The 26,740-nt window shown below is 66.8% G+C and carries 30 protein-coding genes and 1 riboswitch; of the genes, 19 read left to right on the top strand and 11 right to left on the bottom strand.

Annotation, left to right across the window (positions count from 1 at the left end):
* Nucleotides 1–22 precede the first annotated feature (22 nt).
* The 8 genes from FVF75_RS13225 to FVF75_RS13190 all read left to right on the top strand — a co-directional run bounded on the left by FVF75_RS13225 (nucleotide 23) and on the right by FVF75_RS13190 (nucleotide 8,348).
* Nucleotides 23–1,060 (top strand): PhoH family protein, encoded by a 1,038-nt coding sequence (locus FVF75_RS13225; protein ID WP_148378755.1) that lies wholly within the window; start codon nucleotides 23–25, stop codon nucleotides 1,058–1,060.
* 114 nt (nucleotides 1,061–1,174) lie between these two features.
* On the top strand, nucleotides 1,175–1,672 hold the full coding sequence (ybeY, locus tag FVF75_RS13220; protein WP_148378753.1) for an rRNA maturation RNase YbeY: 498 nt from the start codon (nucleotides 1,175–1,177) through the stop codon (nucleotides 1,670–1,672).
* A 12-nt stretch (nucleotides 1,673–1,684) separates the two neighbouring features.
* Nucleotides 1,685–2,581 carry a hemolysin family protein gene (locus FVF75_RS13215; protein ID WP_148378751.1) on the top strand — a complete coding sequence of 299 codons (897 nt, stop codon included), beginning with the start codon at nucleotides 1,685–1,687 and terminating at the stop codon, nucleotides 2,579–2,581.
* On the top strand, nucleotides 2,574–4,139 hold the full coding sequence (gene lnt, locus FVF75_RS13210; protein ID WP_148378749.1) for an apolipoprotein N-acyltransferase: 1,566 nt from the start codon (nucleotides 2,574–2,576) through the stop codon (nucleotides 4,137–4,139). Before FVF75_RS13215 ends, lnt begins: the two co-directional genes overlap by 8 nt.
* A gap of 14 nt (nucleotides 4,140–4,153) precedes the next feature.
* Nucleotides 4,154–4,202: riboswitch (SAM-SAH riboswitch) on the top strand.
* 6 nt (nucleotides 4,203–4,208) lie between these two features.
* A complete protein-coding gene (gene metK / locus FVF75_RS13205; RefSeq protein ID WP_148378747.1) occupies nucleotides 4,209–5,375 on the top strand; it encodes a methionine adenosyltransferase in 1,167 nt (388 codons plus the stop codon).
* A gap of 119 nt (nucleotides 5,376–5,494) precedes the next feature.
* Nucleotides 5,495–6,208, top strand: coding sequence for a tRNA (guanine(46)-N(7))-methyltransferase TrmB (gene trmB / locus FVF75_RS13200; protein ID WP_148378745.1), 714 nt, complete (start codon nucleotides 5,495–5,497; stop codon nucleotides 6,206–6,208).
* Between the two features lie 91 nt (nucleotides 6,209–6,299).
* A complete protein-coding gene (gene aroA, locus FVF75_RS13195; RefSeq protein ID WP_148378743.1) occupies nucleotides 6,300–7,652 on the top strand; it encodes a 3-phosphoshikimate 1-carboxyvinyltransferase in 1,353 nt (450 codons plus the stop codon).
* 78 nt (nucleotides 7,653–7,730) lie between these two features.
* The gene (locus FVF75_RS13190; protein ID WP_148378741.1) at nucleotides 7,731–8,348 is read left to right on the top strand and encodes a (d)CMP kinase; all 618 of its coding nucleotides are present in this window, start codon (nucleotides 7,731–7,733) and stop codon (nucleotides 8,346–8,348) included.
* A gap of 115 nt (nucleotides 8,349–8,463) precedes the next feature.
* On the opposite strand, the gene FVF75_RS13185 is transcribed toward FVF75_RS13190, so the two are convergent.
* Entirely contained in the window at nucleotides 8,464–9,330 is an 867-nt protein-coding gene (locus FVF75_RS13185; protein WP_148378739.1) for a hypothetical protein, read from the bottom strand.
* Between the two features lie 179 nt (nucleotides 9,331–9,509).
* Here FVF75_RS13185 and rpsA point away from each other — a divergent pair, with 179 nt between their 5' ends.
* From rpsA to FVF75_RS13140, 9 genes are all read left to right on the top strand, one after another.
* On the top strand, nucleotides 9,510–11,222 hold the full coding sequence (gene rpsA / locus FVF75_RS13180) for a 30S ribosomal protein S1 (RefSeq protein WP_281289626.1): 1,713 nt from the start codon (nucleotides 9,510–9,512) through the stop codon (nucleotides 11,220–11,222).
* A gap of 346 nt (nucleotides 11,223–11,568) precedes the next feature.
* Complete coding sequence (gene ihfB / locus FVF75_RS13175; protein WP_148378735.1) at nucleotides 11,569–11,850, top strand: integration host factor subunit beta; 282 nt, start codon at nucleotides 11,569–11,571, stop codon at nucleotides 11,848–11,850.
* A 9-nt stretch (nucleotides 11,851–11,859) separates the two neighbouring features.
* On the top strand, nucleotides 11,860–12,213 hold the full coding sequence (locus FVF75_RS13170) for a lipopolysaccharide assembly protein LapA domain-containing protein (RefSeq protein ID WP_148378733.1): 354 nt from the start codon (nucleotides 11,860–11,862) through the stop codon (nucleotides 12,211–12,213).
* A gap of 9 nt (nucleotides 12,214–12,222) precedes the next feature.
* Nucleotides 12,223–12,867: a phosphoribosylanthranilate isomerase gene (locus FVF75_RS13165; RefSeq protein ID WP_148378732.1), complete on the top strand. Its 645-nt coding sequence runs from the start codon at nucleotides 12,223–12,225 to the stop codon at nucleotides 12,865–12,867.
* A 34-nt stretch (nucleotides 12,868–12,901) separates the two neighbouring features.
* Entirely contained in the window at nucleotides 12,902–13,162 is a 261-nt protein-coding gene (locus FVF75_RS13160; protein ID WP_148378730.1) for an N-(5'-phosphoribosyl)anthranilate isomerase, read from the top strand.
* A gap of 81 nt (nucleotides 13,163–13,243) precedes the next feature.
* Nucleotides 13,244–14,479, top strand: coding sequence for a tryptophan synthase subunit beta (gene trpB, locus FVF75_RS13155; RefSeq protein ID WP_148378728.1), 1,236 nt, complete (start codon nucleotides 13,244–13,246; stop codon nucleotides 14,477–14,479).
* Between the two features lie 155 nt (nucleotides 14,480–14,634).
* Nucleotides 14,635–15,186, top strand: coding sequence for a toxin-antitoxin system YwqK family antitoxin (locus FVF75_RS17595; RefSeq protein ID WP_187393073.1), 552 nt, complete (start codon nucleotides 14,635–14,637; stop codon nucleotides 15,184–15,186).
* 94 nt (nucleotides 15,187–15,280) lie between these two features.
* A complete protein-coding gene (locus FVF75_RS17590; protein ID WP_187393072.1) occupies nucleotides 15,281–15,703 on the top strand; it encodes a hypothetical protein in 423 nt (140 codons plus the stop codon).
* Nucleotides 15,704–15,747: 44 nt separating this feature from the next.
* Nucleotides 15,748–16,335, top strand: coding sequence for a helix-turn-helix transcriptional regulator (locus FVF75_RS13140; RefSeq protein WP_342779816.1), 588 nt, complete (start codon nucleotides 15,748–15,750; stop codon nucleotides 16,333–16,335).
* Here FVF75_RS13140 and FVF75_RS13135 read toward each other — a convergent pair.
* The 7 genes from FVF75_RS13135 to pth form a co-directional block, all read right to left on the bottom strand.
* Entirely contained in the window at nucleotides 16,319–16,765 is a 447-nt protein-coding gene (locus FVF75_RS13135) for a hypothetical protein (protein WP_148378726.1), read from the bottom strand. The genes FVF75_RS13140 and FVF75_RS13135 overlap by 17 nt on opposite strands.
* Before the next feature lie 104 nt (nucleotides 16,766–16,869).
* Nucleotides 16,870–18,681 (bottom strand): 4-alpha-glucanotransferase, encoded by a 1,812-nt coding sequence (malQ, locus tag FVF75_RS13130; RefSeq protein ID WP_148378724.1) that lies wholly within the window; start codon nucleotides 18,679–18,681, stop codon nucleotides 16,870–16,872.
* Nucleotides 18,682–18,751: 70 nt separating this feature from the next.
* Nucleotides 18,752–19,126 (bottom strand): DUF2237 family protein, encoded by a 375-nt coding sequence (locus FVF75_RS13125; RefSeq protein WP_148378722.1) that lies wholly within the window; start codon nucleotides 19,124–19,126, stop codon nucleotides 18,752–18,754.
* The gene (locus FVF75_RS13120; protein WP_148378720.1) at nucleotides 19,123–20,286 is read right to left on the bottom strand and encodes a serine hydrolase domain-containing protein; all 1,164 of its coding nucleotides are present in this window, start codon (nucleotides 20,284–20,286) and stop codon (nucleotides 19,123–19,125) included. Before FVF75_RS13120 ends, FVF75_RS13125 begins: the two co-directional genes overlap by 4 nt.
* A 4-nt stretch (nucleotides 20,287–20,290) precedes the next feature.
* Nucleotides 20,291–20,533: a CDGSH iron-sulfur domain-containing protein gene (locus FVF75_RS13115; protein WP_148378718.1), complete on the bottom strand. Its 243-nt coding sequence runs from the start codon at nucleotides 20,531–20,533 to the stop codon at nucleotides 20,291–20,293.
* A 45-nt stretch (nucleotides 20,534–20,578) separates the two neighbouring features.
* Nucleotides 20,579–21,613 carry a DUF2332 domain-containing protein gene (locus FVF75_RS13110; RefSeq protein ID WP_148378716.1) on the bottom strand — a complete coding sequence of 345 codons (1,035 nt, stop codon included), beginning with the start codon at nucleotides 21,611–21,613 and terminating at the stop codon, nucleotides 20,579–20,581.
* Nucleotides 21,610–22,278 carry an aminoacyl-tRNA hydrolase gene (gene pth / locus FVF75_RS13105; protein ID WP_148378715.1) on the bottom strand — a complete coding sequence of 223 codons (669 nt, stop codon included), beginning with the start codon at nucleotides 22,276–22,278 and terminating at the stop codon, nucleotides 21,610–21,612. The genes FVF75_RS13110 and pth overlap by 4 nt, the downstream gene beginning before the upstream one ends.
* A 102-nt stretch (nucleotides 22,279–22,380) precedes the next feature.
* Between pth and FVF75_RS13100 the strand changes: the two genes are divergently transcribed.
* Nucleotides 22,381–23,058, top strand: coding sequence for an FkbM family methyltransferase (locus tag FVF75_RS13100; protein WP_187393071.1), 678 nt, complete (start codon nucleotides 22,381–22,383; stop codon nucleotides 23,056–23,058).
* Between the two features lie 86 nt (nucleotides 23,059–23,144).
* On the opposite strand, the gene FVF75_RS13095 is transcribed toward FVF75_RS13100, so the two are convergent.
* The gene (locus FVF75_RS13095; RefSeq protein WP_148378711.1) at nucleotides 23,145–23,807 is read right to left on the bottom strand and encodes a 50S ribosomal protein L25/general stress protein Ctc; all 663 of its coding nucleotides are present in this window, start codon (nucleotides 23,805–23,807) and stop codon (nucleotides 23,145–23,147) included.
* A gap of 192 nt (nucleotides 23,808–23,999) precedes the next feature.
* Here FVF75_RS13095 and FVF75_RS13090 point away from each other — a divergent pair, with 192 nt between their 5' ends.
* Nucleotides 24,000–25,142: an MFS transporter gene (locus FVF75_RS13090; RefSeq protein ID WP_148378710.1), complete on the top strand. Its 1,143-nt coding sequence runs from the start codon at nucleotides 24,000–24,002 to the stop codon at nucleotides 25,140–25,142.
* A 15-nt stretch (nucleotides 25,143–25,157) separates the two neighbouring features.
* On the opposite strand, the gene FVF75_RS13085 is transcribed toward FVF75_RS13090, so the two are convergent.
* Together FVF75_RS13085 and FVF75_RS13080 are read right to left on the bottom strand one after the other, a co-directional pair.
* Nucleotides 25,158–26,210, bottom strand: a complete 1,053-nt coding sequence (locus FVF75_RS13085; protein ID WP_148378708.1) for a capsular polysaccharide export protein, LipB/KpsS family — start codon at nucleotides 26,208–26,210, stop codon at nucleotides 25,158–25,160.
* A complete protein-coding gene (locus tag FVF75_RS13080) occupies nucleotides 26,156–26,665 on the bottom strand; it encodes an SH3 domain-containing protein (protein WP_425463235.1) in 510 nt (169 codons plus the stop codon). Before FVF75_RS13080 ends, FVF75_RS13085 begins: the two co-directional genes overlap by 55 nt.
* Between the last annotated feature and the right edge of the window lie 75 nt (nucleotides 26,666–26,740).

Here is a 26,740-nt window from a genome sequence, read left to right as displayed (position 1 = left end):
GCGGCGCTTGGCACCATATCTTATGAGTCCCTTCGCAACGGAGACGCTTTTGGGCATTGATGCGCTGACCCCCGCGCCGACCCCGCAAGACAGCCACGAAACCTTGCTGGAGTTTCCCGACAACCGCCTGTTGATCGACCTGTGCGGCCAGTTCGACCGGAACCTGGCCCAGATCGAGCACCAGATGGGCGTGCAGATTCTGCGCCGCGGCAACCAGGTGGCGATCCACGGCGAACCCGAGGCGCGCGGACAGGCGGCGCATGTGCTCTATGCGCTCTATGCCCGGCTGGAAAGCGGCCGCGGCGTCGAGGCCGGCGACATCGACGGCGAGATCCGGCTGGGCGGGCTGGACGAGGCACCGGCGGATACCGGTCAGATGGAGCTGTTCAAGGGCGGGCGGATCGAGATCAAGACCCGCAAGAAGCTGGTCCAGCCGCGCACCGAGGCGCAGAAGGCCTATGTGAAAAGCCTGTTCGACAAGGAACTGGCCTTCGGCATCGGCCCGGCGGGCACCGGCAAGACCTACCTCGCGGTGGCGGTGGGCGTGAACATGTTCATCGGCGGCCACGTCGACCGCATCATCCTGTCACGCCCGGCGGTCGAGGCGGGCGAAAAGCTGGGCTATCTGCCCGGCGACATGAAGGACAAGGTCGACCCTTACATGCAGCCGCTCTATGACGCGCTGAACGATTTCCTGCCCGGCAAGCAGGTGGCGAAGCTGATCGAGGAGAAGCGGATCGAGATCGCGCCGCTGGCCTTCATGCGCGGGCGCACGCTGTCGAATGCCTTCGTGGTGCTCGACGAGGCGCAGAACGCGACCACGATGCAGATGAAGATGTTCCTGACGCGGCTGGGCGAGGGCAGCCGGATGGTGGTGACCGGAGATCGCAGCCAGGTCGACCTGCCGCGCGGGGTGACCTCCGGTCTGCGCGACGCCGAGGCGCTGCTCGAGGGGATCGAGGGAATCGGGTTCAACTATTTCACCGCCAAGGACGTGGTGCGCCACCCGCTTGTCGCGCGCATCATCGAGGCCTATGACAAGGCCGAGGCCAAGGCCTAGGCACATCGTGCGCCTGCGGCGCGCAGGTAAGCGAGGCGAGGGGCGCTGCCCCTCACGTTCCGTTTGCAGGCAAACGAAACGAACCCCGGAGTATTTTGGCCAAGATGAAGGCGCATGGGCGTTGATCTGATCATCGAGGATGAGCGCTGGGACGCGGTCGGACTGGCGGCGCTGGCCGAGCGGGCCTGTGGCGCGGCGCTGGCGCATCTGGGTGTCGAGGGGGCCGAGGTGTCGCTGATGGCCTGCGACGATGCGCGGATTGCGGAGTTGAACCACGCGTTTCGCGGCAAGCCCGAGGCCACCAACGTGTTGTCATGGCCAAGCGAGGAGCGCGGTGCGGCGGTGCCCGGTGGCGCTCCGATCGCGCCCGATGACCTGGAGCTTGGCGATATCGCGATTGCCTATGACACCTGCGCGCGCGAAGCGGCGCGGGACGGTAAGGAATTCGAAAGCCATTTGTGTCATCTTCTGGTGCACGCGACCCTGCATCTGTTGGGTTATGATCACATCGACGACAAAGATGCGGCCCTGATGGAGGGATTGGAGGTGGAAATACTTGGCAAACTGGGTGTGCCGGACCCATATGGAGATACGGGCGCCAGGCCCGGGTAAACGGAAGGACCAATGGACGACGGCAACGACGGATCTTCTAGTGCGGCGCACAGCGCGCAGGAGGAAGACACAAGCAATGAACGCGGCACGTTCCTCAGCCGGATCATCGGGGTTCTGAGCCCGAATGACACACCGGAGGTCGTGGCGGCCCCGAGCGGATCGAATGGTGGCTATGCGACCAGTTTCGCCGTCCCGGGGATGGTGAATCTGCGACGCATGCGGGTCGAGGACGTGATGGTCCCCAAGGCCGAGATCGTCGCGGTTCCGACCGAGATATCCAAGGATGACCTGGTCGAGGTGTTTCGCGACAGCGGGTTGAGCCGGCTGCCGGTATTCGACGGAACGCTGGATGCACCGGTCGGCCTGGTCCATCTGAAAGACGTGGCGCTGAGCCACGGGTTCAACGGCAACAGCACGCAGTACGAGTTGAAGAACCTGCTGCGCCCGCTTCTGTTCGCGCCGCCTTCGATGCCGATCGGGGTTCTGCTGCAGAAGATGCAGTCCGACCGTATCCACATGGCGCTGGTGATCGACGAATATGGCGGGGTCGACGGGCTGGTGACGATCGAGGATCTGATCGAGCAGGTGATCGGCGAGATCGAGGATGAACACGACCTGGCCGAAGGCACCCTCTGGGTCAAGGAGCAGCCGGGCTGTTTCCTGGCCGAGGCGCGCACGCCGCTCGAGGATTTCGAAGCCGAGGCCGGCGTGCATCTACGCGGGATCGACGAGGATGACGAAGAGGTCGATACGCTGGGCGGGCTGGTGTTCCTGATTGCCGGTCACGTGCCGGCCCGCGGCGAGGTGATCGCGCATCCGGCAGGCCCGGAATTCGAGATCGTCGATGCCGATCCGCGCCGCATCAAGCGGCTGCGGGTGCGTCTGAAACCAACCAGCAAGAATGCCTGAACCGGTACGTCCGCGCGCGCAGCTGGCGCATTGGCTGGCGGCGCGCGCCTGGCGGCGCGGCCTTGTCGGGTTCGCGGCCGGTGCGGCGGCGGCGCTTGGCCAGGCGCCGGTCGGTTTCTGGCCGCTGACGCTGGTCGGGCTGGCGGTGGCGTTCGGGCTGTGGCGACAGGTGCCGAACGCGCGCCGGGCTGCCCTGACGGGGTGGGTGTTCGCCAGCGGCTATTTCGGGGTGACGCTGGTCTGGATCGTCCAGCCCTTCCTGGTCGATATCGCCCGCCACGGCTGGATGGCGCCGTTCGCGCTGACCTTCATGGCCGGTGGCATGGCGCTGTTCTGGGGGGCCGGGTTCGCCGCCGCGCGTTGGCTTGCGCCGGACGGATGGCGGGGTTGGCTCGCCTTCGCGGTGGCATTGGGGGGCGCGGAACTGGCGCGCGGCACGGTCCTGACCGGGTTTCCCTGGGGCGGGCCGGGGCAGGTCTGGATCGACACACCGGTTGCGCAACTGGCCGGTATCGTGGGGGCCTTTGGCCTGACCGTGCTGACGTTCGCCGCCGGGGCCGCGCTCTGGATCGTGGCGGCGCGGCGGCGGCCGGTTCCGATTGCCGCGGTGGCGACGGGGTTCGCGCTTGCCTTCGGCGCCGGGCTGGCGCTGGGGCGCGGCGATGTGCCGGAACGCGCCCCTTCGGTGACCCTGCGGCTGGTTCAGCCCAACGCCGCGCAGCATCTGAAATGGGAGCCCGACTGGGTGCGCGTGTTCCTCGACCGGGCGCTGGCGCTGACGGCGGAGCCGCCAGAAGGCCCCCCGCCCGACCTGGTGATCTGGCCCGAGACGGCGATTCCCACGGCGCTGGGGCAATACCCGGACCTGCAGGCGCAGATCGCCGAGACCGCCCTGCCGGCGCGGCTGATTTCCGGCATCCGGCGCTATGAGGGCACGCGGGTCTACAATTCGCTGGTGCTGTTCGACGGGCAGGGCGAGGCCGAGGCGATCTATGACAAGCATCACGTGGTACCGTTCGGCGAGTATGTTCCGATGGGCGATTTCCTTGGCCGGTTCGGCATCAACGGGCTGGCGACGCGCGAGGGCTATGGCTATTCCTCCGGGCCGGGGGCGGCGGTGCTGACTCTGCCGGACGAGCTGGGCAAGGCGTTGCCGCTGATCTGCTACGAGGCGATCTTTCCGCGTGACCTGCGGGCCGCGCCGGAGCGGGCCGACTGGATCCTGCACATCACCAACGACGCCTGGTTCGGAACCTTCTCGGGGCCGCAGCAGCACCTGGTGCAGGCGCGGTTTCGGGCGATCGAGATGGGGCTGCCGCTGGTGCGGGCGGCCAACACCGGGATCAGCGCGGTGATCGACGCGCGGGGCCGGGTGCTGGCGCATCTGCGGCTGAACAGCGCGGGCCGGCTGGATGCGCGCCTGCCCGGTGCCCTGGCGCCGACGATCTATGCCAGGTGGGGCGACGCGCCAGTGGTTCTTGCCCTGATCCTCGCCGCCGCCGGGCTGATGATGACACGCCGGGCAAAAGCCATTGACGCCCCCGGGGCGGCACAGTAACGCAAGAGGCAGACCAACCGCCACAACGGCTTCCTGACGTGGCGGGATTATCATAACGGAGCACTTCCCATGGCCAGGCAGAACTACATTTTTACCTCGGAATCCGTTTCCGAGGGCCACCCCGACAAGGTCTGCGACCGGATTTCGGATGCGGTTCTCGATGCCTTCATGGCCGAAGACCCGCAGTCGCGCGTCGCCTGCGAGACCTTCGCCACGACCGACCGGGTGGTGATCGGTGGCGAAGTGCGCGGCCCGGGCAGCGTGATCGAACGGGTCGAGGAGATCGCCCGTGATTGCGTGCGCGACATCGGCTATGAGCAGGAGGGCTTTCACTGGGCCAACCTGAAGGTGGACAGCTACCTGCACGCGCAATCCGCCGACATTGCCCGCGGCGTCGATGCGGCCGGCAACAAGGACGAGGGCGCGGGCGACCAGGGGATCATGTTCGGCTATGCGGTGGACGAGACGCCGATGCTGATGCCGGCACCGATCCACTATGCCCACCGCATCCTCAAGCGCCTGGCCGAGGTGCGCAAGAACGGCACCGAGGGCTGGATGGGGCCGGATGCGAAAAGCCAGCTCTCGCTGCGCTATGAGAACGGCAAGCCGGTGGCGGCGACGCAGGTGGTGCTGTCGACCCAGCATCTTGACGAGACGATGACGCCGGAGGCGGTGCGCGAAAAGGTCGCGCCCCATATCCGCGAAGTGCTGCCCGAGGGATGGCTGACCGATGAAACCGTCTGGCACGTGAACCCGACCGGAAAATTCGTGATCGGCGGCCCTGATGGTGACGCGGGCCTGACCGGGCGCAAGATCATCGTCGACACCTACGGCGGTGCCGCGCCGCACGGGGGCGGGGCGTTTTCAGGCAAGGACCCGACCAAAGTGGACCGCTCGGCCGCCTATGCCGCGCGCTATCTGGCCAAGAACGTGGTTGCCGCCGGGCTGGCCCGGAAATGCACGCTGCAACTGTCCTATGCGATCGGGGTGGCCGAGCCTCTGTCGATCTATGTCGACACCCATGGCACGGGCGAGGCCGACGAGGAGGCGATCGAGCGGGCGGTGCGGAACATCATGGATCTGACGCCGCGCGGCATTCGCACCAAGCTGTCGCTCAACAGGCCAATCTATCAGCGCACCGCCGCCTATGGCCATTTCGGCCGTGACCCCGAGGCGGACGGCGGGTTTTCCTGGGAGCGGACCGACCTTGTCGAGGCGTTGAAGGCCGCGGTCTAGGTTGGATCGGCGCCGGTGACACGCCGCCGCGCGGCGGCGTTACCCGCGGGCGCGCGCCCGCGGGGTGCCAGCGGAAAAACCGGTTCCGCCCGGACGGATTGCCGACTAGAAGACCGGCCATGACCGAGGACAAACACCCCACCGGCGCCCCGTGGCGCAATTTCTATGGCCGCATCCACGGCAAGGGCCTGCGCGACATGCAGAAAACCTGGCTGGATGAGGATCTGGCGGCGCTCAGCCCCGGCAAGGTCGGCTGGGACGAAAACCCCGAGCGCACGCCCCTCGACCTCGGGGCCTTGTTCGGGGGCGCGCCGGTCTGGCTGGAAATCGGCTTTGGCGGCGGCGAGCACCTGGTGCACCAGGCGGCGCGCAATCCCGGCGTCGGGATCATCGGGTGCGAGCCCTATATCAACGGCGTCGCGATGCTTTTGGGCAAGATCCGCAAGGCCGGGGTCGAAAATCTTGCCGTGCATCCGGGTGATGTGCGCGACCTGTTCGATGTGTTGCCGGACGGGTCGCTCGACAAGGCGTTCCTGCTCTACCCCGATCCCTGGCCCAAGAAGCGCCATCACCGGCGGCGGTTCGTGACGCCGGAATACCTCGATCCCTTCGCCCGCGTGCTGCGGTCCGGGGCCGAGGTCCGGGTGGCGACGGATATTCCCGACTATGTGCGCCAGACGCTCGAGGAGATGCCGAAAGCCGGGTTCGACTGGCTGGCCGAGGGTCCGGCGGATTGGCGCGAACCCTGGGACGACTGGATGTCGACGCGCTATGAGAAAAAGGCGCTGCGCGAAGGCCGGGTGCCCCACTATCTGACGTTTCGCCGGCGGTAAGGCTGCGGTTGAGTATTTGTGGCCAAGATGAAGAGGCGATGGACCGGCGCGGTATGCCGGGCTATGAGCCGGGGAAATGACGGAGGTGCCCATGTCTGGCCACGGTGACCCGATTCCGATGACCTCGCACAAGGCCGGCCCCCTGAGGGGCGTGGCCGAGGTGCCGGGCGACAAGTCGATCAGCCACCGGGCGCTGATCCTGGGCGCGTTGGCGGTGGGCGAGACGCATGTGACCGGCCTGCTCGAGGGCGAGGATGTGCTGGGCACGGCGGCGGCGATGCGCGCCTTCGGGGCCGATGTCGAGCGGGTCGGGGACGGCAAGTGGCGGGTGCACGGTGTCGGGGTCGGCGGGTTTGCCGAGCCGGAGAACGTGATCGACTGCGGCAACGCCGGGACCGGGGTGCGCCTGATCATGGGCGCGATGGCGACCAGCCCGATTTCGGCGACCTTCACCGGCGATGCCTCGCTCAGAAGCCGCCCGATGGCGCGGATCACCGACCCGATCTCGCTGTTTGGGGCGCAGGCCTTCGGTCGGTCCGGCGGGCGCCTGCCGATGACCATCGTCGGCGCGGCCGATCCGGTGCCGGTGCGCTACGTTCTGCCGATGCCCTCGGCGCAGGTAAAGTCCGCCGTGCTGCTGGCCGGGCTGAATGCGCCGGGCGAGACCGTGGTGGTCGAGGCCGAAGCGACGCGCGATCATACCGAGCGAATGCTGGCGGGCTTTGGTGCGCAGGTCAGCGTCGAGGATACCGACGAGGGCCGGGCGATCACGCTGGTGGGCCAGCCGGAACTGGTGCCGCAGGATATCGCGGTGCCGCGCGACCCGTCCTCGGCGGCGTTTGCGGTCTGTGCCGCGCTGATCGTCGAGGGGTCGGACGTGCTGGTGCCCAATATCGGGCTGAACCCGACGCGGGCCGGGCTGTTCGAGACATTGCGCGAGATGGGGGCGGATCTGACCTATGAAAACCCGCGCGAGGAGGGCGGCGAGCCGGTCGCCGATCTGCGCGCGCGATTCTCGCCCGGGATGCGCGGCATCCGGGTGCCGCCGGAACGGGCCGCCAGCATGATCGACGAATACCCGATCCTGTCGGTGGTCGCGTCCTTTGCCGAGGGCCGGACCGAGATGGTCGGCGTCAAGGAGCTTCGGGTCAAGGAAAGCGACCGGATCGACGCGATGGCGCGCGGGCTGGAGGCCAATGGCGTCCGGGTCGAGGAGGGGCCGGATTTCATGGTCGTGCATGGCATGGGGCCGGGCGGCGTGCCGGGTGGGGGACGTGCGGCGGCGCGGCTCGATCATCGGATCGCGATGAGCTTTCTGGTGCTGGGGATGGCGGCGAAAAAGGCGATTTCGGTCGATGACGGCGGCCCCATCGCCACCAGTTTTCCGGCGTTCGAGCCGTTGATGGCGGGACTGGGCGCGCGCATCGCGCGGGCCAATCGCTAGGGCGAGATCGCGGCGGCAGGGTTTTCAACCCGCGTGCCGCTTGGTAAGCGGGAATGCAGTCCAAACCGGAGGCCCCGAATGAGTTTCACCGTTGCGATTGATGGCCCCGCGGCCTCGGGCAAGGGCACGATCGGCAGGGCGCTGGCGGCGCATTTCGGCTTTCGGTATCTCGACACGGGGTTGCTGTATCGTGCGGTCGGGGCCAAGGTGATGGCGGGGGCCGATCCGGTGGAGGCGGCGCGCGCATTGGTCGCCGAGGATCTCGAGGCCGAGGGGCTGCGCCGGCCCGAGGTGGCGCAGGCGGCCAGCCGGGCGGCGGCGATCCCGGAGGTGCGCGCGGCGCTGGTCGATTTTCAGCGCGCCTTTGCGACGCGGGCGGGCGGCGCGGTGCTGGACGGGCGCGACATCGGCACGGTGATCTGCCCCGAGGCGCAGGTCAAGCTGTTCGTCACCGCCACCCCCGAGGTGCGGGCCGAGCGGCGCTATCTCGAACTGGTGGCAACCGGGCACGAGGTCAGCCGTGACGAGGTGCTGGAGGACGTGAAGGCGCGCGATGCACGCGACAGCGCCCGGGCCGCGGCGCCCTTGAAGCCCGCCGAGGATGCGGTGCGTCTGGACACATCGGAATTGTCGATCGACGCGGCGCTGGCGGCGGCGGTGGCGATTGTCGAGGAACGGAGCGGGAGCGGCGGGTGAACACGAGCGCCCGCGTCGAAGTGTCGGCGCTTGTCGCGCCCGACAGCAGCGCCGCCAGGAGCGTTCGATCGGCATCACATCGGGTCCGAGTCGATCCGGCCTCTGAAATAGCCGTCTACGGCGCGGTCAGGCGAAGGCCTATGGCCCTCCAGGTGTCGCGCACCGGGGCGGGAAGTTCCCGCAGGCCCAGCTCATCCGGCCCGTCGATGCCACCGGCCCAGGTGTAGCCGATCATCGCCGTGACCCGGGGGCGGGCGCGGGCAAGGCGTTCGTAGGCCAGCGCGACCTCGGCCATGTCGGCGGGCGTCAACCCGGCGCGGGCGTGGATCGGCGTGAACATCGCGTCCGCGACCAGGATCAGCGATTGATGCGGGGCCAGCGCCGCCTCGACCCGGTCAAGCTGGGCAAGGTAGCCGGGATCGGCGCCAGGATCGCGCAAGGTATAGGCGTTGAAGCCCCAGAGGTCGATTTCGGGCGGGATCACCAGCGGTTGGTCGGGCAAGTAGGCCTCGACCACCGCGATCCGGGCTGCCGGGAACTCATCGCGGATCATCCGCGCCGCCCGCGACAGAAGCGCCGGATCGAGGTGCCTGAGTTGCGGCTCGTCGGCGAGGTAGAAGGCCGGCATCACCTCGGCGGCCCGGATCGCCTCGGCATAGGTCGGCCAGAGCCGGCCGGCCGCCTCCTGCCAGCGCAGGCGCCTACCGCCTTCGAAGAACACAGGCTCGACATGCAGGAGTGCCGCGAACCGCCCCTTGGTGGCGGCCAGGCGGTGGGTGCTTTCTTCGGGGGTGTCCAGGCAGACGTGGTTCAGGCTGGTCCAACCCGCGACCTCGTCGATATAGTTGCGGGTGGCCTCATCATCATGCGGATCGTCCAGACCGCAAACGACCGCGACAAAGCCCAGGTCGATGGGCTCGGCCCGGCCCGCCGTGCCGAGAACGAGCCAGATCAGAACGGCCATCGGGAACAGCCGAGGCATGTCGAAACCCCTTGCACACAGGGCCGAGGCTAGCTATACGCGCCCCTGTCGACAAGGCGGGAACCGCCGCGATTGAGGGACGCCGAGCAGGGCCGGAAGCTCCGGCCCTCTTTGTTTTGCGTCAGCCCGTCGGCCAAATGGAAACCTGAAAGACCGGCGGAGACAACCGCCAGGCCCGAATAGCGACTGAAAAAGGAACTGAAACACGCATGTGCGCTAAAGCATCCATGGAGGAATTCGAAGCCCTCCTGAACGAAAGCTTCGAGATCGACACGCCCTCCGAAGGCAGTGTCGTCAAAGGCAAGGTCATCGCGGTCGAAGCGGGACAAGCCATCATCGACGTCGGCTACAAGATGGAAGGCCGCGTCGATCTCAAGGAATTCGCAAACCCCGGCGAAGCCCCCGACATCTCGGTCGGTGACGAGGTCGAGGTTTATCTGCGCGCGGCCGAGAACGCCCGTGGCGAAGCCGTCATCTCGCGCGAGATGGCGCGCCGTGAAGAAGCCTGGGACCGTCTGGAAAAGGCCTATGCCGACGAGAACCGCGTCGAAGGCGCGATCTTCGGCCGGGTCAAGGGCGGCTTTACCGTCGATCTGGGCGGTGCCGTTGCGTTCCTGCCCGGCAGCCAGGTCGACGTGCGCCCGGTGCGCGACGCCGGCCCGCTCATGGGTCTCAAGCAGCCGTTCCAGATTCTCAAGATGGACCGTCGCCGTGGCAACATCGTGGTGTCGCGCCGCGCGATCCTCGAGGAAAGCCGTGCCGAGCAGCGCGCCGAAGTGATCGGCAAGCTGACTGAGGGCGACACCGTGGACGGTGTGGTCAAGAACATCACCGAATACGGCGCCTTCGTCGATCTCGGCGGTGTCGACGGCCTGCTGCACGTCACCGACATGGCCTGGCGCCGCGTCAACCACCCCTCCGAGATCCTGTCGATCGGCGAGACCATCAAGGTCCAGGTCATCAAGATCAACAAGGAAACCCACCGCATCAGCCTGGGCATGAAGCAGCTGCAGGAAGATCCGTGGGATCTGGTGGGGGCCAAGTATCCGCTGGGTTCGGTGCACAAGGGCCGCGTGACCAACATCACCGACTACGGCGCCTTCGTGGAACTTGAGCCGGGTGTCGAAGGCCTGGTTCACGTGTCGGAGATGTCCTGGACCAAGAAGAACGTGCATCCCGGCAAGATCGTGTCGACCTCGCAGGAGGTGGATGTGATGGTGCTGGAAATCGACGCTGCCAAGCGCCGGGTTTCGCTGGGTCTCAAGCAGACCATGCGCAACCCGTGGGAGGTTTTCGCGGAAACCCACCCGGAGGGCACGCAGGTCGAGGGCGAGGTCAAGAACATCACCGAATTCGGTCTGTTCATCGGTCTCGAGGGCGACATCGACGGCATGGTTCACCTGTCCGACCTGAGCTGGGATCAGCGCGGCGAGGAAGCCATCCAGAACTATCGCAAGGGCGACGTGGTCAAGGCGGTGGTCTCCGAAGTCGATACCGACAAGGAGCGCATTTCGCTGTCGATCAAGGCGCTTGACGGCGATCCCTTCGCCGATGCCGTTGGCGGCGTGAAGCGCGGCTCGATCATCACCGTCACCGTGACGGCGATCGAGGATGGCGGGATCGAGGTGGAATACGAGGGCATGAAGTCCTTCATCCGCCGTTCGGACCTGTCGCGCGACCGCGCCGAACAGCGCCCCGAGCGTTTCCAGGTCGGCAACAAGGTCGACGTCCGCGTCACCAACGTCGACTCCAAGTCGCGCCGTTTGGGCCTGTCGATCAAGGCTCGCGAGATCGCCGAAGAGAAAGAGGCCGTGCAGCAGTATGGCTCGTCGGACTCGGGTGCCTCGCTGGGCGACATCCTCGGCGCGGCGTTGAAGGGCGACGACGAGTAAGGGCCGCGCAGGTCGAAAAATCAGGGGCCCCGCTGCCGAAAGGTGGCGGGGCCTTTTTGTTCCGGCAGGCGTGGCCGGTGCGCCCGGGTGTCACGTTGCAGCATCGGTTCGGCCACCGAATCAATCCGCCGATGATCCGACCGCGCGCTGTCACCGGCCGGCCGTTTCTGCGGCTGCATCGTCTAACAGGCGGGTTTTGCGGGGAAAAGTTCGCGGATTGTTGCGCAAATGTCCGGATCGGGCGAACCGAGACTGTTTCGCGGGCGACAGTTTTTCCTTATAGTCGCTCCATGCGACCGGCGCGCTGCCCGTTTGACGCCGGAGGCCAGAATCGGGGGACACAGGGATGATCCGGTCGGAACTGATCCAGAAGATCGCGGATGAAAACCCGCACCTCTACCAGCGAGATGTCGAGCGGATCGTGAACACGATCTTCGAGGAAATCATCGAGGCGATGGCGCGGGGCGACCGGGTCGAGCTGCGCGGTTTCGGCGCATTCTCGGTCAAGCAGCGGGATGCTCGTATCGGGCGCAACCCGCGCACCGGCGAATCGGTCGAGGTCGAGGAAAAGCACGTGCCGTTCTTCAAGACCGGCAAACTCTTGCGGGATCGACTGAACAGCAAGTAAGGGGCCCCCGTGATACGCTACATCCGCTATGCCTTTCTGGCCGCGCTTGCCGTGGTCCTGATCACCGTTGCGCTGGCCAACCGCGCCATGGTGACGCTGCACCTGTTGCCCGAAGGGCTGTCGGGGTTCCTCGGGTATTCGTGGCAGGTCAGCCTGCCGCTGTTCATCGTCATCTTCCTGGGCGTCATCGGCGGCGTTCTGATCGGATTCTTCTGGGAATGGATGCGCGAACATCGTCTGCGTGCCGAGGGCAAGCGGGCGAAAAAGGCGGCGATCGAACTGAGCCGCGAGGTTCAGACCCTCAAGGCCAAGGATGCCCGACCGGGCGACGATGTGCTGGCGCTTCTGGAGGATGGGCGCTAGACCCGCGCCATGAGCGATGTTGCCGTCAAGATCTGCGGGCTGACCGAGGCCCGGCACGTGACCGCCGCAGTCGAGGCGGGCGCGCGCTATATCGGTTTCGTGTTCTTTCCCAAATCGCCCCGCAACGTGGACGTGGCGACCGCCGCCAAGCTGGCCGCCGACGTGCCGCCGGGGGTGGCCAAGGTGGCGCTGGTGGTGGACGCGAACGACGCCACGCTGGACGAGATCGCGGCGCGGGTGCCCATCGACATGTGGCAGTTGCACGGCAAGGAAAGCCCGGAGCGGGTGGCCGAGGTGCGTGCGCGCTTTGGCCTGCCGGTGATGAAGGCGGTCGGGGTCGCGGACGAGGGCGACCTGGCTGCGCTGGCTGCCTATGCGCGGGTTGCCGATCAACTGCTGGTCGATGCCAAACCGCCGAAGGGGGCCGAGGTGCCGGGCGGGCAGGGCGTGGCCTTCGACTGGCGGCTGATCGCGGGGCGGGGCTGGGCCAAGCCGTGGATGCTGGCCGGCGGGTTGACGGCGCAGAATGTCGGGCTGGCGATCGGGCTGACGGGGGCGCGACAGGTGGATGTCTCCTCCGGGGTCGAAACGGCACCAGGCCACAAGGATTCAGACCTGATCCGGGCGTTCATCACGGCGGCGCAGGTTCGTTAATCATTTTTCAACGCGCATCCTGCACGCTGGAGCCATGCGAAACCTGCCCGCGACAATCGACCCCGAATACTGGATGCGTAGCGTGCTTTCATCGCGCGATGCCTGCCGAGGGGGTGTCATCAAGCGCCAGATCCGTGACGTGGAACGGATCGTGGGGCGCGAGGCGTTTCTGGCCGAAATGGACCGGCGCGGGTTTCAGACCCTTGAGAACGGCAATCATTTCATCGTCTGCTGCAACGCGCAGCCGATCCGGCGCGTTCGGGCATGCGGTTCGCCCGCGCGCGCGGGCGACTAACGCGGGCGCGCGCCCACGTCCCTCTCTTGCCCTGCTCCACGCCAGCCATTAGGACGATCCTGACCCACGGGAGCGCACGACATGGCCGACGATCTTTTCAATTCCTTCATGAACGGACCCGACGAAAAGGGCCGCTTCGGCGATTTCGGCGGGCGTTTCGTGTCGGAAACGCTGATGCCGCTGATTCTCGAATTGCAGGCGGAATACGAGAAAGCCAAGACCGACCCGACCTTCTGGGCCGAGATGGACGATCTCTGGACCCATTACGTCGGTCGCCCAAGCCCGCTCTATTACGCCGAACGGCTGACCGAGCACCTGGGCGGCGCGAAAATCTATCTCAAGCGCGATGAGCTCAACCACACCGGCGCGCACAAGATCAACAACGTGCTGGGCCAGATCATCCTGGCGCGGCGCATGGGCAAGACCCGCATCATCGCCGAAACCGGCGCCGGCCAGCACGGCGTCGCCACCGCCACGGTCTGCGCCAAGTTCGGGCTGCAATGCATCGTCTACATGGGCGCGCATGATGTCGAGCGGCAGGCGCCCAACGTGTTTCGCATGAAGCTTCTGGGGGCCGAAGTGGTGCCGGTGACCTCCGGGCGCGGCACGCTCAAGGACGCGATGAACGACGCGCTGCGCGACTGGGTGACCAACGTGCGCGATACCTTCTATTGCATCGGCACGGTCGCGGGGCCGCATCCCTATCCGGCGATGGTGCGCGATTTTCAGGCGATCATCGGCAAGGAAGCGAAGGAGCAGATCCTCAAGGCCGAGGGCCGCCTGCCCGACACGATCATCGCCGCCATCGGTGGCGGGTCGAACGCGATGGGGCTGTTCTATCCGTTCCTCGACGACAAGGACGTGCGCATCATCGGGGTCGAGGCCGGCGGCAAGGGTGTCGATCAGAAGATGGAGCATTGCGCCTCGCTGACCGGCGGGCGCCCCGGCGTGCTGCACGGCAACCGGACCTATCTGCTGCAGGATGATGACGGCCAGATCCTCGAAGGCTATTCGATCTCGGCGGGGCTGGATTACCCGGGGATCGGGCCGGAACACAGCTGGCTGCACGACGTAGGCCGCGCCGAATATGTCGCGATCACCGATGCCGAGGCGTTGGAGGCGTTCCAGCTTCTGTGCCAGACCGAAGGCATCATTCCGGCGCTGGAACCCAGCCACGCGCTGGCCCATGTGATCAAGATCGCACCGGATCTGCCCCGAGACCACCTGGTCGTGATGAACCTCTGCGGGCGCGGCGACAAGGATATCTTCACCGTCGCCAAGGCGCTGGGCACCGACATGTCGGGGCTGTCCGGCTGAAACGGCGGTCCCGGGCGCCGGTCGCGGTCTATACCAAAGGTTTATGCCGCCCGGAATAAACCCCCGGTCAATGGCCCGGACGCTGCGAACATGCGGAAGTGCTGGGGCAGGCCGCGCCTTTTCGGTGTGGCCCCAAGGATCGGAAAGGACCCGACATGCCCCTGAAACCCTTCGCCTCCACCATGGCCATCGCGGCCGCCGCCACGCTGAGCGCAGGAACGGCCATCGCCGCCGACCAGGACGTGATCGACGCCATCATCGCGGACATGACCAGTGAGAACTTCGCGCGGATCGAGATCAAGCACTCCGCCACCCGCATCGAGGTGGAAGCCTATGGCGAGAACCTCAAGGTCGAACGCACCTATGGTGCCGACGGCAAGCTGCGCAAGGAAGAGATCTCTACCCCCGAGGGCGAGACCGAACGCGAATATGACGAGAACGGCGTTCTGCGCAAGGAAGAGGTCGAGACCCGCGAGGGCAAGACAGAAATCCGGTATGATGCCGCCGGCAACGTGATCAGCGAAGAGGTCAGCCCGCCGGATGATGATTTCGACGAAGATTTCGACGAATACGAGGACGACGATCGCGACGACGACGACGATCATGACGACGACGATGACGATGACGACGACGACGATGATGACGATGACGATGACGATGACGACGATGATGACGATGACGATGACGATGACGACGATGACGACTGATCGCGCCTGACGCACCCCCGCTGTCGGGTGCGATCCCCGGTCCGGTTGTCAGCCGGGCCGGGACGTCGCACTATAGGAGAATGGAAGGTCGATCATGCTGAGACGCAGGTTCATCGGGTCGCTGTTTGGCGTGCTGATGCTGGCCGGGCCGGTGTTTGCCGAAACGGTGCAGGACCAGATCGTCGCGCAACTCGGCCGCCAGGGCTTCAACCACATTACCATCTCCAAGACCTTGCTGGGTCGGGTGCGCATCGTCGCCAAATCCGCAACCCAGCGCCGCGAGATCATCTTCAACCCCCGAACCGGCGAGATCCTGCGCGACTATTGGGATGCGCTGGCCGCAGATGACGATGTCCCCCGCCTGTATGATCCGAGCGCACCGGAAGGTGGCGGCGGGCATGGCGGCGACGACGATGATGACGACGACGATGATGATGACGACGATGACGATGAGGAAGACGAAGACGACGACGATGACGACGATGGGGACGGCGACGATGATGACGACGACGATTGAGGTGGCGATTGCCGGGATGACGCCTGCGACCGGAACGTCGGGTCTTGGGTGACCGCCATTTCATAATGATCGCGCTGGCGATTCAGGCCGCCTGCGGCTTTTTCTTCGTGTCCGATATCCTGTCGTCGTTCTTCGGATTCTGGGCCGAGCCGATACCCTGGCAATACCGCGAGTTCATCGAGATCGGGGCCGCAGTGGGCCTGGCGCTGGGAATCGGGATGGGGGCCATCGCCCTGAAGCGTTCGCACCGCCATCGCCGGCGGGCCGAGGAACAACTTCGGATCGCCTCGGCTGCCTTCATGGACGTGCTCGAAGACCAGTTCAGCGACTGGGGCCTGACCCCGGCCGAGCGCGACGTGGCGCTGTTCGCCATCAAGGGCCTGTCGACGGCCGAGATCGCGGCGCTCCGCCAGACCTCGGAGGGCACCGTCAAGGCGCAGACCAACGCGATCTATCGCAAGGCGGGGGTGAACGGGCGGGCGCAGCTTCTGAGCCTGTTCATCGAGGATCTGCTGGCCGACAGGCCGCCCGAACCCGAAACGCTGCTGATCGCAGACGAAAGCGGCGCCGGATTGCCGGCGCCGCAAGACGTGCCCAAAGTGGCAGCCCCCGCCCTTACAGGTCGAGGTTGATTCCGGCGCCGGCGTTGACGCTCAGATCGAGACCGCCGCGGTTTTCACCGGCGTCGCTTTTCGCCGTGACGTCGCCCTTGGCATCAACGCCAAAGCCGACATTCTCGCCGCTGTTCTCGTTGTGGTTCATCGCCGCCGCCTTGGCGCCGCCACTGGCCGAAAGCTCGGTCATGGTGTCGGACAGGACATTGCCATCCTCGTCCAGCACCAGGACCCGCGCCATGGCGTCGGTATGAGCGCGGAACACCAGTTCGCCCGAGGCTTCCTGGCGCACCCGTTCGACGACAAAGCCGTCTTCGGTCAACTCCGCCATGCCCATGGCATAGACCTCGGTGTTGAGCCCGGCCTCGATCGCGCTCATCTCCTGGCCCAGCGCGGGCGTGGTGGCGAGCATCGCAACGGCGGTCATGGTAAGCATCTGTCGTTTCATGTCTCGGCTCCTTTCGCTCTTGTTGTGGGGGCAGAACGATGCGGGGCCGGAATTGTTTCATCACAGGGCAAAAACGACGTTCATCCTCGGCGGCGCCTCGCCGATCAGCGAGGTCGCAGCGCGCGGAGGGCTGCCGATACGTCGCGAAACGCCGGGTCTGCGGAGATCCGGTCCAGCGTGACAGGCGAGCGGCGTTGCCAGTTGGGGTGTTCGCGGGTCGTGCCGGGGACGTTGGTTGCGCCCTCGGGTCCGACCAGATCGGCCAGGCGCACCGCGACCAGCCGGCACGGGGTTGCCCCGAGAAAGCGGTAGGAGGCGGTCAGAACCCGCGGCGTCAGCGTCTCGGCGGACCCATCCGGGCAGTCGGCGGGCAGTTGGCCGCCGTCGATCAGGGCGGCAACCAGCGCGCTGCGTTCCTCGGCCCGGCGGGCGTGCTGCGCCTCGGCGTTGGCCGCGTCGATCAGGCCGAAGCGGTGGCGCAGCCCGATATCCTCGCCGCGCCACCAACCGGAGAGCGTGGGCAGATCGTGGGTCGAGATACAGGCCAGCGCCATCTCCGGGTAAGTCGATGCGCGGCGAAACAGGCCCCAGTCCTGTTCGAAATAGAGGATGCGATAGGCCAGCATGTCGGCGCGGCGAATGGTTTCGCGAAACCCGTCGGGGACGAAACCGAGGTCTTCGCCGATCACGACGGTTTCCTGTGCACGGCTCTCGGAGGCAACGGTGGCCAGCATGTCGGCGAAGGGATAGGCGACATGGGCGCCGGCCAGCGCCGGGGCGCCTTCGGGGACCAGGAAAAGCTGTTTCAGCCCCATCGCATGGTCGATCCTGAGCGCACCGGCATGGCGCATCTGGGCCGCGATCAGGCGGCGCAGGGGCGCGAACCCGGCCTCGGCCAGCGCGGTCGGGGACAGGGCGGCGAGATCCCAGTATTGCCCGTCCTGCGCAAACACGTCAGGCGGCGCGCCGACCGAGAGTCCGCGCAGAAACAGGTCCGGCGCGCCCCAGGTGGCAGAGCCGTCCGGCGCCTCGCCGACCGCGAAATCGAGGTAGAGGCCGATGCGCATTCCTGCAGCCAGCGCGGCCTTCTGCGCCCCGGCAAGCTGGCGCGCGGCCAGCCATTGCAGCCAGATGTGAAAGCTGACCTGCTCCGGATGGGCGCGGGCAAAGGCGGCGACTTCGGGTGTATCGGGGCCGTGATAGGCGCCTGGCCAGTCCTTCCAGCCCGCACCGTGCCCGGTCTCGGTCATGTGCTGTGACAGCGCCTCGAACAGGGCGTGGCGTTCCAGGGTGGTCCCGCCCTCGGCGCGGAAGGTGTCGAAATCGCCTTTCGGGTGGTCTGCGTTGAAGGGGGTGGCGGCAAAGACCTCCGCCAGCGCCCGCCGTTTCGCCGCAGCGACGGCGGGGTAATCCACAAGCTCCGCCGCCCGCAGGTTGGTGAGGGTGGCGGGATCATCCACCGCCGCCCCGGGCAGGTCGTCCATCGCGATGTAGAGCGGGTTCAGAAAGGCCCGGTTTGACGGCGTGAACGGGCTGTGACGCTCCGGTGCGGCCAGGAACAGGGCGTGCAGCGGGTTCACCCCGAGGAAATCCGCCCCCGCCTCGGCGGCGATCCGGGCCAGCCGGGCGAGGTCGGCGAAGTCACCGATCCCCCAGTTTCGCGACGAGCGCAGTTCGTAAAGCTGACAGACCAGCCCCCAGGCCGGGCGCTCGGCCAGACCTTCGGGCATGTGGCAGGTGCCGGCGCGCGCCGGGTCGTCGTGCAGGCCGGGCAGGCCGGGCGCATCGCCGGTCTCGGGGTCGTGGCCAAGGGCGCGCAGGATCGCGACGAGGCTCGCGTCCGGCACCGCCCGGTCGCCATACCAGGTGGTGATCCCGACCCGCCCGCACAGGGCCTCAAGCTCGGCACGTTCCAAAGGGCGCTCTCCGTTTGCGGTTTTTCGAGGTCATTAAGCGCAATTCGGAGCGGGCCGACAGCCCCCGTTTTCAGGCGCGGTTCTGTTCGAGGATTTCCAGCTTCACCACTTCGAGTGCGCGGATATGGGTGGCCTCCAGCCGGACCCTGGGGGCGCAACCCTCGTCATGCGCCTGAAGGAACCGCGCCGCACACAGGCACCAGTGATCGCCGGGAACGAGCCCGGCAAAATCGAAGGCGGGGCGCGGCGTGGTCAGGTCGTTGCCGACGTATTTGGAATAGGCCAGGAACTCGGCCGTCATGATGGCGCAGACAGTGTGGCGGCCGGTGTCGGCATCGCAGGTGTTGCAATGCCCGTCGCGGAAAAAGCCGGTCAGCGGTTCGTCCGAGCACGACAGCAGCGGGCCGCCCAGCACGTTCACCGGTTGGTCCGGGATCAGTTTCATTGCACGGCCTCCACCAGCTTGCGGAACATCGCGATATTGTCCTCGAACACGCCCGGTTCCTGGAAACCGCGGTCGGCGGCGGTCTTGACGATCACCACGCCGCGGGCGCGGTCGACCCAGATATACTGGCCATAGACCCCGATCGCGAAGGCTTCGCCCGGCCCGGCGTCGTTGGGCAGCCACCACTGAAAACCATAGCGCGCCATCTGGCCGTCCTGCCACGGCGCGCTTTCGGCGGTCATGGCGGTGACCCAGCTTGCCGGCACGATCTGCTTGCCCTGCCACTCGCCGCCCTGCGCGATCATCTGGCCGAAGCGGGCGAAGTCGCGGCTGGTCATGTTCAGCCCGCCCAGCACGAAGGCGATGCCTTCGCCATCGGTGACGTAATAGGGATCGGCCCCGAGCCCGAGCGGGCCGAACAGCTTTTCCTCCATCAGGTCGGGCACCGAGCGTCCGGTGGCGCCGCGCAACAGCATGCCCAGCACATGCGTGTCGATCGAGACATAGTGCCATTCCCTGCCCGGCGGCGCGCGGCGCGCCTTGATCCCGGCGGCGAAGTCGTCAAGCGATCCGCCCAGGGCCACGACCCGGCCCATCTTGTTGATATCGGACCAGAAATCCAGGTAGTCCTCGTCGAACTCCACCCCCGACGCCATGTTCAGCACATTGCGGATAGTCGCCCCGTCATAGGCCGAGCCGGCCAGCGCCGGGGCGTAGTCCGTCACCGGATCGTTGATCGAGGCAATCGCGCCTTCGTCCAGCGCGATGCCGAACAGGGCGGCCAGAACGCTTTTCGCCACCGACCAGCTGATGCGCAGATCGCCCGCCTCGGTGCCTTTGCGGTAGTCCTCGTGCACGATCTCGCCGCGCCTGAGAATGACAAGCGAGGTGGCGTTGCGCGCCTCGAGCCAGGCTTCGGTGCCCTCGGGCAGGGTCACCGGGTTGACGGCGGTGGGCAAGGGGCTGGGCGGTCCGCGCCGGGTCTGCATCGGGCGGGTGTGAAACAGCGCATCCATGTGGATGAAGTTCGCGACGATCCGGTCTTCGTCAAACAGCGTGTTGACGGCATAAAGCCGCGCGAGGTCGTCGCGTTTCCACAGCGCGACACCGGCCAGCACCACCAGAAGGACGAGGAAGCCGCGAAAGAGGATGCGCCGCATCACGTCACAGGCTGTTGTGGCTGCCGTCGCACAGCGGCTGGCCGGCGGTTCGTTTGCAGCCGCAGAAGAACACCTTTTTCGTGGCCTCGGCGGTGTATTTCACCGGCTTGAGGTCGGTCACCTCGTGCGACCCGTCGCAAAAGGGCTGTTTTTTCGAGCGCCCGCAGGCACACCAGAAATAGCGTTTGCCTTCCTCGACCTCGACGGCAAAGGGTCCTTTCTGCGCGATGACGGGTTCGGTTGTCATGTCTGCTCCTCGCGATGACACATTCAAATCCGTCGCACTATTGCCTCAAGGCGGCGTCCAGTCCACCCAGCGACCGTGAAAATCGACACGGCCCAGCGAAAAGGTCCGGCCCCCCGGCCAGACGGTCAGGCTGATCGCCGCCCCGGCCTTGCCGGAACCATCGGCCTCCATCGACAGCCGGGCCAGCGGGGCCTTGCGGGTGGCGCGCGCACCGGCGGCCTCGAGCGCGGCCAGGCAGCGGGTGCGGGTGGCCTTGGGGAAATACTGCCAGGCGACGGTATGGGTGACGAGATGCAGCGCGCCGGGGTGGGGCTCGGCCAGCCGCGCCTCGAGCCAGGCGGCGGCATCGCCCCGGTCGACCACGGCCTCGGCCAGGTCAATCGCGGCGCGGGTGCGGTCGATCCGCTGCGGCTGGTCGGCCCAGAGGAACGAGACCAGGCGCAGCGCGTCGTCGGGGTCATGCGGGTCCATCGGGTTGAGATCGACGCCGCGCCGGTCGATCACCTCGATCTCGGCGGCGGGCGGACAGGGGCCGCGCCAGTCGGGGTCGAGCCACACCGTCGAGCGTTTCGGCCCGAAGGTGCCGCAGGCCAGCGCCAGGCAGAACTTGTCCCACATCAGGTTCAGCCCGGCGGCGGCGCCCAGTTCGGACAGCACCAGCGGCAGCCCGAACCGATCCGCCAGCCATTGCCCGGCGGCGATCATCACCGAGGCGCGGCGCACCTCGTTGGTCTGCGGCGGGCTGTCGATCCAGCGCATCAGCGTGTCTGCGTGATCGGCCAGGGCCGCGTCGATGGCGGCGCCAAGCGTCGCGTCGTCGGGTGCCGGGTTTGGCGGGTAGGCGGCGACAAGTTCGCGGCAGGCACCGGTCAGCACCAGCGCCTGCAACCCCGACAGGAACCGGAGCGGCAACGAGGCGCCGTGCGGGCCGATATCGCCCTCCCAGGCCAGCATCCGGTCCATCACCGGATTGCCCGGCACCGCGCGTTCGGCGGCGATGCGCAACACCCGTGCGGTAAACGGCGAACCCAGGGCACGGTTGTGCGTGGCCTGTTCGCGAAAGGCGCCTTCAAGGCTCATCTGAACTTGTCCGCGAGCTTCTGGAACGGAGATCGGGTGTCGGGCGCAGGGGTCGGCTCCTCGGTTGTCGCTGTTTCCGGTTTCGGCGCGGGCCTGGGCGGGGCCATGCGCAGGCCTATGGCATTGGTGAACTTCGGCCCGTCGCCCTCGGCCAGGTGCGGTGCGCCGTCCGATATGCCGCGCATCAGGTCATCCAGCCAGTCGGCGTCGGCCTTGGCGAAATCCGACAGCACATAGGGCGACACCCGGTCCTTGTGGCCGGGATGGCCGATGCCCAGCCGCACCCGGTGATAGCCCTCGCCGATATGGGCATGAAGCGAGCGCAGGCCGTTGTGCCCGGCATGGCCGCCGCCCTGTTTCAGCCGCACCTTGCCGGGGGCGAGGTCAAGCTCGTCGTGGAACACGGTCACGTCGTCGGGCTCGAGCTTGAAGAACCGCATCGCCGCCCCGACCGACTGGCCGGACAGGTTCATGAAGGTCTCGGGCTTGAGCAACACCACCTTTTCGCGCCCCAGCCGCCCCTCGCACATCACACCCTGGAACTTGGCCCGCCACGGTGAAAAGGCATGGTCCACAGCGATCCGGTCGACGGCCATATAGCCGATGTTGTGCCTGTTGCCCGCGTATTTCGGACCGGGATTCCCCAGCCCCACGAAGAGTTTCATGCCGCCTCTGCTGGACTTTTCATATCCGCCCCATAGGATCGGTCGAGGACAAATTATGCGAGACCGCCGGGAATGCCAAGGCGGGGCCAATCAGGGGGCAAGGTGGCAAGTTTCGAGCTCGACGGGATCAAGCTGCGCGTGCCGGGACACGCGCTGAACGACAGCCTTCGGCGCGCGCTGGAAAGCGGCAAATACGAATGGAACGAAAGCGCCGCGATCCGGCGACATGCCAAACCGGGCGACAAGGTTCTCGATATTGGGGCGGGGGCCGGCTATGTCTCGGCGCTGGCGGCGCGTGCGGTGGGGGGCGACAACGTCGTCGCCGTCGAAGCCTCGCCGGTGATGCTCGAGGTGCTGCGCCAGAACCTCGACGGCAACGGCGCCGCGGCAGCGCAACTGATCCACGGCGCGGTGGTGGATGACCGGTTCGACGCCGACACGGTGTCGTTCCTGGTGCGCGACGCATTCTGGGCCTCGACCATCGCCGGGGCGGATGCGCCCAGGGACAAGCTGGCCGAGGTGCCGGCGCTGAGACTGTCGGCGCTGCTTGAGGAGCATCAGCCCAGCGTGGTGATCATGGATGTCGAGGGCGGCGAGTTGCAGCTCAGCCAGCAGGCCTGGCCCGACTGCGTGCGGCTGGTTATCATGGAGATTCACACCATGGTCTATCCGCCATCGGGCGTGCGCGCGATCTTCGACGGCATGTCGCGCAACGACATGACCTACATGCCCTGGGGCACGCAGGGCGAGGTGGTGGTGTTCCAGCGGGTGCACGAATAGCGCAGGGGCTTGTCCGAAACACGCAATCACGACGAAAAACGGGGCCGAAACCGGCCCCGTTTTGTATTCCTGCGATGTCGCCAGACTTATTCTTCGGTCGCCTCGGCGTCGTCGTCCTTCTCTTCGCCGATGACCTCGGTTTCGACCTCTTCATCGGTCTCTTCGTCGGCGCCGCGCAGGCCCGACGGGGCCGAGATGTTGCCGATCACGAAATCGCGCTCGATGGTCGGCTTGGCGCCGGCCGGCAGCGTGATGTCCGAGATGTGGATGACATCGCCGACTTCCAGCCCGGTCAGGTCGACCACCAGACGCTCGGGAATGTCGCCGGCCACAACGTTCAGTTCGACCTCGGGCCGGACCACGACCAGAACGCCACCCTTCTTGATGCCGGGGGATTCTTCCTCGTTCTCGAAATCGACCTGGATGAACAGGTTGATACGGGTGTTGCGGTGCAGGCGCATGAAGTCCACATGCGTCGGCAGATCCTTCACCACGTCGCGCTGCACGTTGCGGCAGATCACGCGCACGTCGTCGTGACCGTCAACCTTGAGGTTGAGCAGCGTCGACAGGAAACGGCCCTGCTTGAGGCGCTTGAGCAGCACGCTGAAGGGGATATTGATCGGAAGCGGATCGACGCCGCCGCCATAAACGATGCCCGGTACGTTGCCTTCACGGCGAGCTTGACGAGCGGCCCCCTTGCCTGTCCCCGTCCGTACCGTGGCGTTGAAATCAGGGATTTCACGAGCCATGGGTAGTCTCCAGATTGTAGATGCGGGGTTCCTCCAAGGGTGCAACGCCCGCGTGAAAACGCGCGTATAGACCGGATTCGGGGCAGGGGGAAGCAGTAATTTCAGGCCGTGCGCCCCCGGCCGGGCGGATGGAAGACCGCCGCAAAATGCCCTAGAGGGGGCGGGCGGGCAACAGGAGTTCGGAGGGCGGCGATGCCGGTGCTTGAGGGTCTGAGAATATCGCGCGCGCCGCTGATGACGCTGGCGGCGGTCGGCGTGTTCTGGGGTTCGATCGCGGCCCTGATGCCCGATATCAAGCAGGCGGTCGGTGCGTCCGACGCCGTAATGGGCGCGGTGCTGGTGCTGCCGGCGATCGGCTCGATCATCGCCATGGGCTTTGCACCGCGCCTGGGGCAGATGCTCGGCGGCAATGCCCTGCCGGTGGCCGGGATGGCGATCGTGCTGTCGTTCCTTTTGCCCGCGATGGCGGGCGGCGTGGTGGCGCTGGGCGTGGCCCTGTTCTTTGCCGGTGGCGCGGTCGCCTTTGCCGACATGACCGCGAATGTGCGCATCGCGACCATCGAGGCCCGCCGCGGCCTGCACCTGATGAACCTCAACCATGCCGGTTTCTCGCTGGCCTTCGGCATCACCGCGCTGGTGATCGCCTTTGCCCGCAAGGCCGGTGCGGGCTATGGCACCGTGCTGCCGGCGATGGCGATCGTGGCGCTTGTCCTGGTCCTGATCGGCTGGGACCGGCGCCTGCCCGCGCCCGCGCCCGACGAGGCCGACAGCAGCGCCACGCCGCCGTGGACGCCGGTGCTGCTGGCCGCGCTGATCCTGTTTGCTTCGTTCATCGGCGAGAACGCGACCGAGGCCTGGTCGGCGCTGCATATCGAGCGCACGCTGGGCGGCGAAGTGGGGGCGGGCAGTTTCGGCCCCGCGACGCTGGGCTTCGTGATGGCCTTTGGCCGGATCATGGGGCAGGTGCTGGCGCAACGGATGGGCGAGGCGCGGCTGATCCTCGGCTCGGCGATCCTGGGCAGCCTTGGCGCGGTGATCATCGCGGCGGCGCCGACCCAGGGCACGGTGCTGGCGGGGGTCGCGGTGCTGGGGTTGGGCGTGGCCAGCATCGTGCCCTCGGTCAACTCGATCCTTGGCCGCCAGGTCAGCGAACGCGCCCGCCCAGTGGCGATCTCGCGGGCCTGGATGGCGGGGATGATCGGCTTTTTCCTCGGCCCGTCGATGATGGGCGGGCTGGCGGCCTTGTGGAGCCTCCGGCTGTCCTTCGCGGCGGTCGCGGTGATCGTGGCGCTGATCGTGCCGGCGATCCTTGCCCTGTCGCGCCGCCGGGGCTGAGGCGGGCGCTGCCCCTTACAGGAACGCCTTGTCGCGGATGCGCGCCACCGCGCGTTCGGCAAAACTTTCTTTCACCGGCTCGAGCAGGTTGCGCGACAAGAACCAGTAGAAGAACTTTTCGTAGGCAAAGCCCTCCATCGCCGCCGGTCCAAACTCCAGCGCGTCGCGCAGATCGCCCGCGGTGCGCGCGGTCAGGGTCGCGCCGTGGTAGTCGGACCGGGCGCAGGTCACCACCGGCTTTTTCTGCATCAATGCCTCGAATCCGGCGGCGGAATTCTGGGTGACGGCGATGTCGGAGACCTCGATCAGATCGTGCACCGAGGCTTCGCAGACCCGGACGTTCTGATAGTCGCGCGTCACCGCGAGGATATCGCGCAGCGCCGCCTTGGACTGGTGCGGGTGCGGTTTGACATAGACCAGCCGGCGGCGGTCGAACTCGGCGGCGGTGCGGATCATCTGTTCGTTGGTCAGGTAGTGCGCGCGGCTGCGCTGAAACTCGATTTCCTGGGTAAAGACCACGGCGCGCGCCGGTTCCAGCAGGTCCGGCCGCCGCTCGGCCTGCGGGCTGTTGGAGACGTTGTTGCGCAGCATCCAGCCCGTGACGCCGTTGAAGAAATACTCGGCATGCCCCCGGTTCACCCGGTCCGCGCAGAATTGCGCGAAACGCAGCGAGCTGTTGGCGTGTGTGCCCAGTTCGTCGAGATACCAGAACCCCTGGATATAGCCCTGGTTCACGTGCAGGAGGTTCGGGGCATAGCCGGGCATCGCGCCGATTTTCAGGTGGATGTGACCGGCCTCGGGGTCCGAGAGGATGTCAGCCGGGCGGCTTCTGGCGCGCACCAGCCGCGCCTCGATCCCCTGGCCTGCAAGCTCGGCGGTCAGTTTCGGGAAAAAGCCGTTGTCGCCGGTGGCAACCGACGGGTGCCAGTCGCTGGCGGCGTGAACCACGACGAAGCGCCGGCCCGAACGGTTCAGCGTGCGGGCGGCGGCCTGCGTGTCGACGGTGTCGATCCCTAGTCGAAGACCTCGTCCCGCCGCACGCCCCAGAGTGCGGTCTTCTCCATCCATCCCTTTGTTCCCTCCACCTCGACCTTGCACCAGTCCGCCGCGCAACTGCTCATCCAGACGATCACGCCCGCCTCGAGATGGGCCTTGACCGGGCTGTCGGGGTTCGGCGCCGCCATCAGCGGGGCAAGGTCGGTCTCGATCAACGCGCTGCGCACCCCGGACAACAACGAATAATGAACCCAGCCGCCGACCCCGTCGCGGTCCTGAACCCGGCGCCAATGGCCGAACTCTCCGACGATCTCGAGCGGCATGCCCCGGCGCACGAAGATCCAGTCGATCCGGTGCGACAAGGACGGGCCACGGCGCACGTTGCCCTCGTCGGTTTTCAGCGAGACATAGCGCGGCAGCGGCAGGTTGGTGACCGGCCCGCGCTCCAGCGCGAATGCCGGCTGGACGAGAAGCACGCTTCCCGCCACACCTGCCAAAGCCCGGCGCAATAAACCGAATACGGTCATTCGACTGCCCAACGACGCGGTTGTTCTCATTTGTCGCGCCAACGGCGCTTGTGCCTCTCCGCGTTCCTTGCCACC

The organism is Maritimibacter fusiformis (assembly GCF_008086115.1).
In the GTDB taxonomy this organism is placed as follows: Bacteria; Pseudomonadota; Alphaproteobacteria; order Rhodobacterales; family Rhodobacteraceae; genus Muriiphilus; species Muriiphilus fusiformis.
This window is presented reverse-complemented; position numbering and strand designations above follow the sequence as displayed.

What these genes read in the sequence shown, in the direction of transcription:
- FVF75_RS13225 (WP_148378755.1), top strand. Translation starts at nt 23, where the DNA reads ATGAGTCCCTTCGCAACGGAGACGCTTTTGGGCATTGATGCGCTGACC.
- ybeY (WP_148378753.1), top strand. Translation starts at nt 1,175, where the DNA reads ATGGGCGTTGATCTGATCATCGAGGATGAGCGCTGGGACGCGGTCGGA.
- FVF75_RS13215 (WP_148378751.1), top strand. Translation starts at nt 1,685, where the DNA reads ATGGACGACGGCAACGACGGATCTTCTAGTGCGGCGCACAGCGCGCAG.
- lnt (WP_148378749.1), top strand. Translation starts at nt 2,574, where the DNA reads ATGCCTGAACCGGTACGTCCGCGCGCGCAGCTGGCGCATTGGCTGGCG.
- metK (WP_148378747.1), top strand. Translation starts at nt 4,209, where the DNA reads ATGGCCAGGCAGAACTACATTTTTACCTCGGAATCCGTTTCCGAGGGC.
- trmB (WP_148378745.1), top strand. Translation starts at nt 5,495, where the DNA reads ATGACCGAGGACAAACACCCCACCGGCGCCCCGTGGCGCAATTTCTAT.
- aroA (WP_148378743.1), top strand. Translation starts at nt 6,300, where the DNA reads ATGTCTGGCCACGGTGACCCGATTCCGATGACCTCGCACAAGGCCGGC.
- FVF75_RS13190 (WP_148378741.1), top strand. Translation starts at nt 7,731, where the DNA reads ATGAGTTTCACCGTTGCGATTGATGGCCCCGCGGCCTCGGGCAAGGGC.
- FVF75_RS13185 (WP_148378739.1), bottom strand. Translation starts at nt 9,330, where the DNA reads ATGCCTCGGCTGTTCCCGATGGCCGTTCTGATCTGGCTCGTTCTCGGC.
- ihfB (WP_148378735.1), top strand. Translation starts at nt 11,569, where the DNA reads ATGATCCGGTCGGAACTGATCCAGAAGATCGCGGATGAAAACCCGCAC.
- FVF75_RS13165 (WP_148378732.1), top strand. Translation starts at nt 12,223, where the DNA reads ATGAGCGATGTTGCCGTCAAGATCTGCGGGCTGACCGAGGCCCGGCAC.
- FVF75_RS13160 (WP_148378730.1), top strand. Translation starts at nt 12,902, where the DNA reads ATGCGAAACCTGCCCGCGACAATCGACCCCGAATACTGGATGCGTAGC.
- trpB (WP_148378728.1), top strand. Translation starts at nt 13,244, where the DNA reads ATGGCCGACGATCTTTTCAATTCCTTCATGAACGGACCCGACGAAAAG.
- FVF75_RS17595 (WP_187393073.1), top strand. Translation starts at nt 14,635, where the DNA reads ATGCCCCTGAAACCCTTCGCCTCCACCATGGCCATCGCGGCCGCCGCC.
- FVF75_RS17590 (WP_187393072.1), top strand. Translation starts at nt 15,281, where the DNA reads ATGCTGAGACGCAGGTTCATCGGGTCGCTGTTTGGCGTGCTGATGCTG.
- FVF75_RS13135 (WP_148378726.1), bottom strand. Translation starts at nt 16,765, where the DNA reads ATGAAACGACAGATGCTTACCATGACCGCCGTTGCGATGCTCGCCACC.
- FVF75_RS13125 (WP_148378722.1), bottom strand. Translation starts at nt 19,126, where the DNA reads ATGAAACTGATCCCGGACCAACCGGTGAACGTGCTGGGCGGCCCGCTG.
- FVF75_RS13120 (WP_148378720.1), bottom strand. Translation starts at nt 20,286, where the DNA reads ATGCGGCGCATCCTCTTTCGCGGCTTCCTCGTCCTTCTGGTGGTGCTG.
- FVF75_RS13115 (WP_148378718.1), bottom strand. Translation starts at nt 20,533, where the DNA reads ATGACAACCGAACCCGTCATCGCGCAGAAAGGACCCTTTGCCGTCGAG.
- FVF75_RS13110 (WP_148378716.1), bottom strand. Translation starts at nt 21,613, where the DNA reads ATGAGCCTTGAAGGCGCCTTTCGCGAACAGGCCACGCACAACCGTGCC.
- pth (WP_148378715.1), bottom strand. Translation starts at nt 22,278, where the DNA reads ATGAAACTCTTCGTGGGGCTGGGGAATCCCGGTCCGAAATACGCGGGC.
- FVF75_RS13095 (WP_148378711.1), bottom strand. Translation starts at nt 23,807, where the DNA reads ATGGCTCGTGAAATCCCTGATTTCAACGCCACGGTACGGACGGGGACA.
- FVF75_RS13090 (WP_148378710.1), top strand. Translation starts at nt 24,000, where the DNA reads ATGCCGGTGCTTGAGGGTCTGAGAATATCGCGCGCGCCGCTGATGACG.
- FVF75_RS13085 (WP_148378708.1), bottom strand. Translation starts at nt 26,210, where the DNA reads ATGGATGGAGAAGACCGCACTCTGGGGCGTGCGGCGGGACGAGGTCTT.
- FVF75_RS13080 (WP_425463235.1), bottom strand. Translation starts at nt 26,665, where the DNA reads ATGACCGTATTCGGTTTATTGCGCCGGGCTTTGGCAGGTGTGGCGGGA.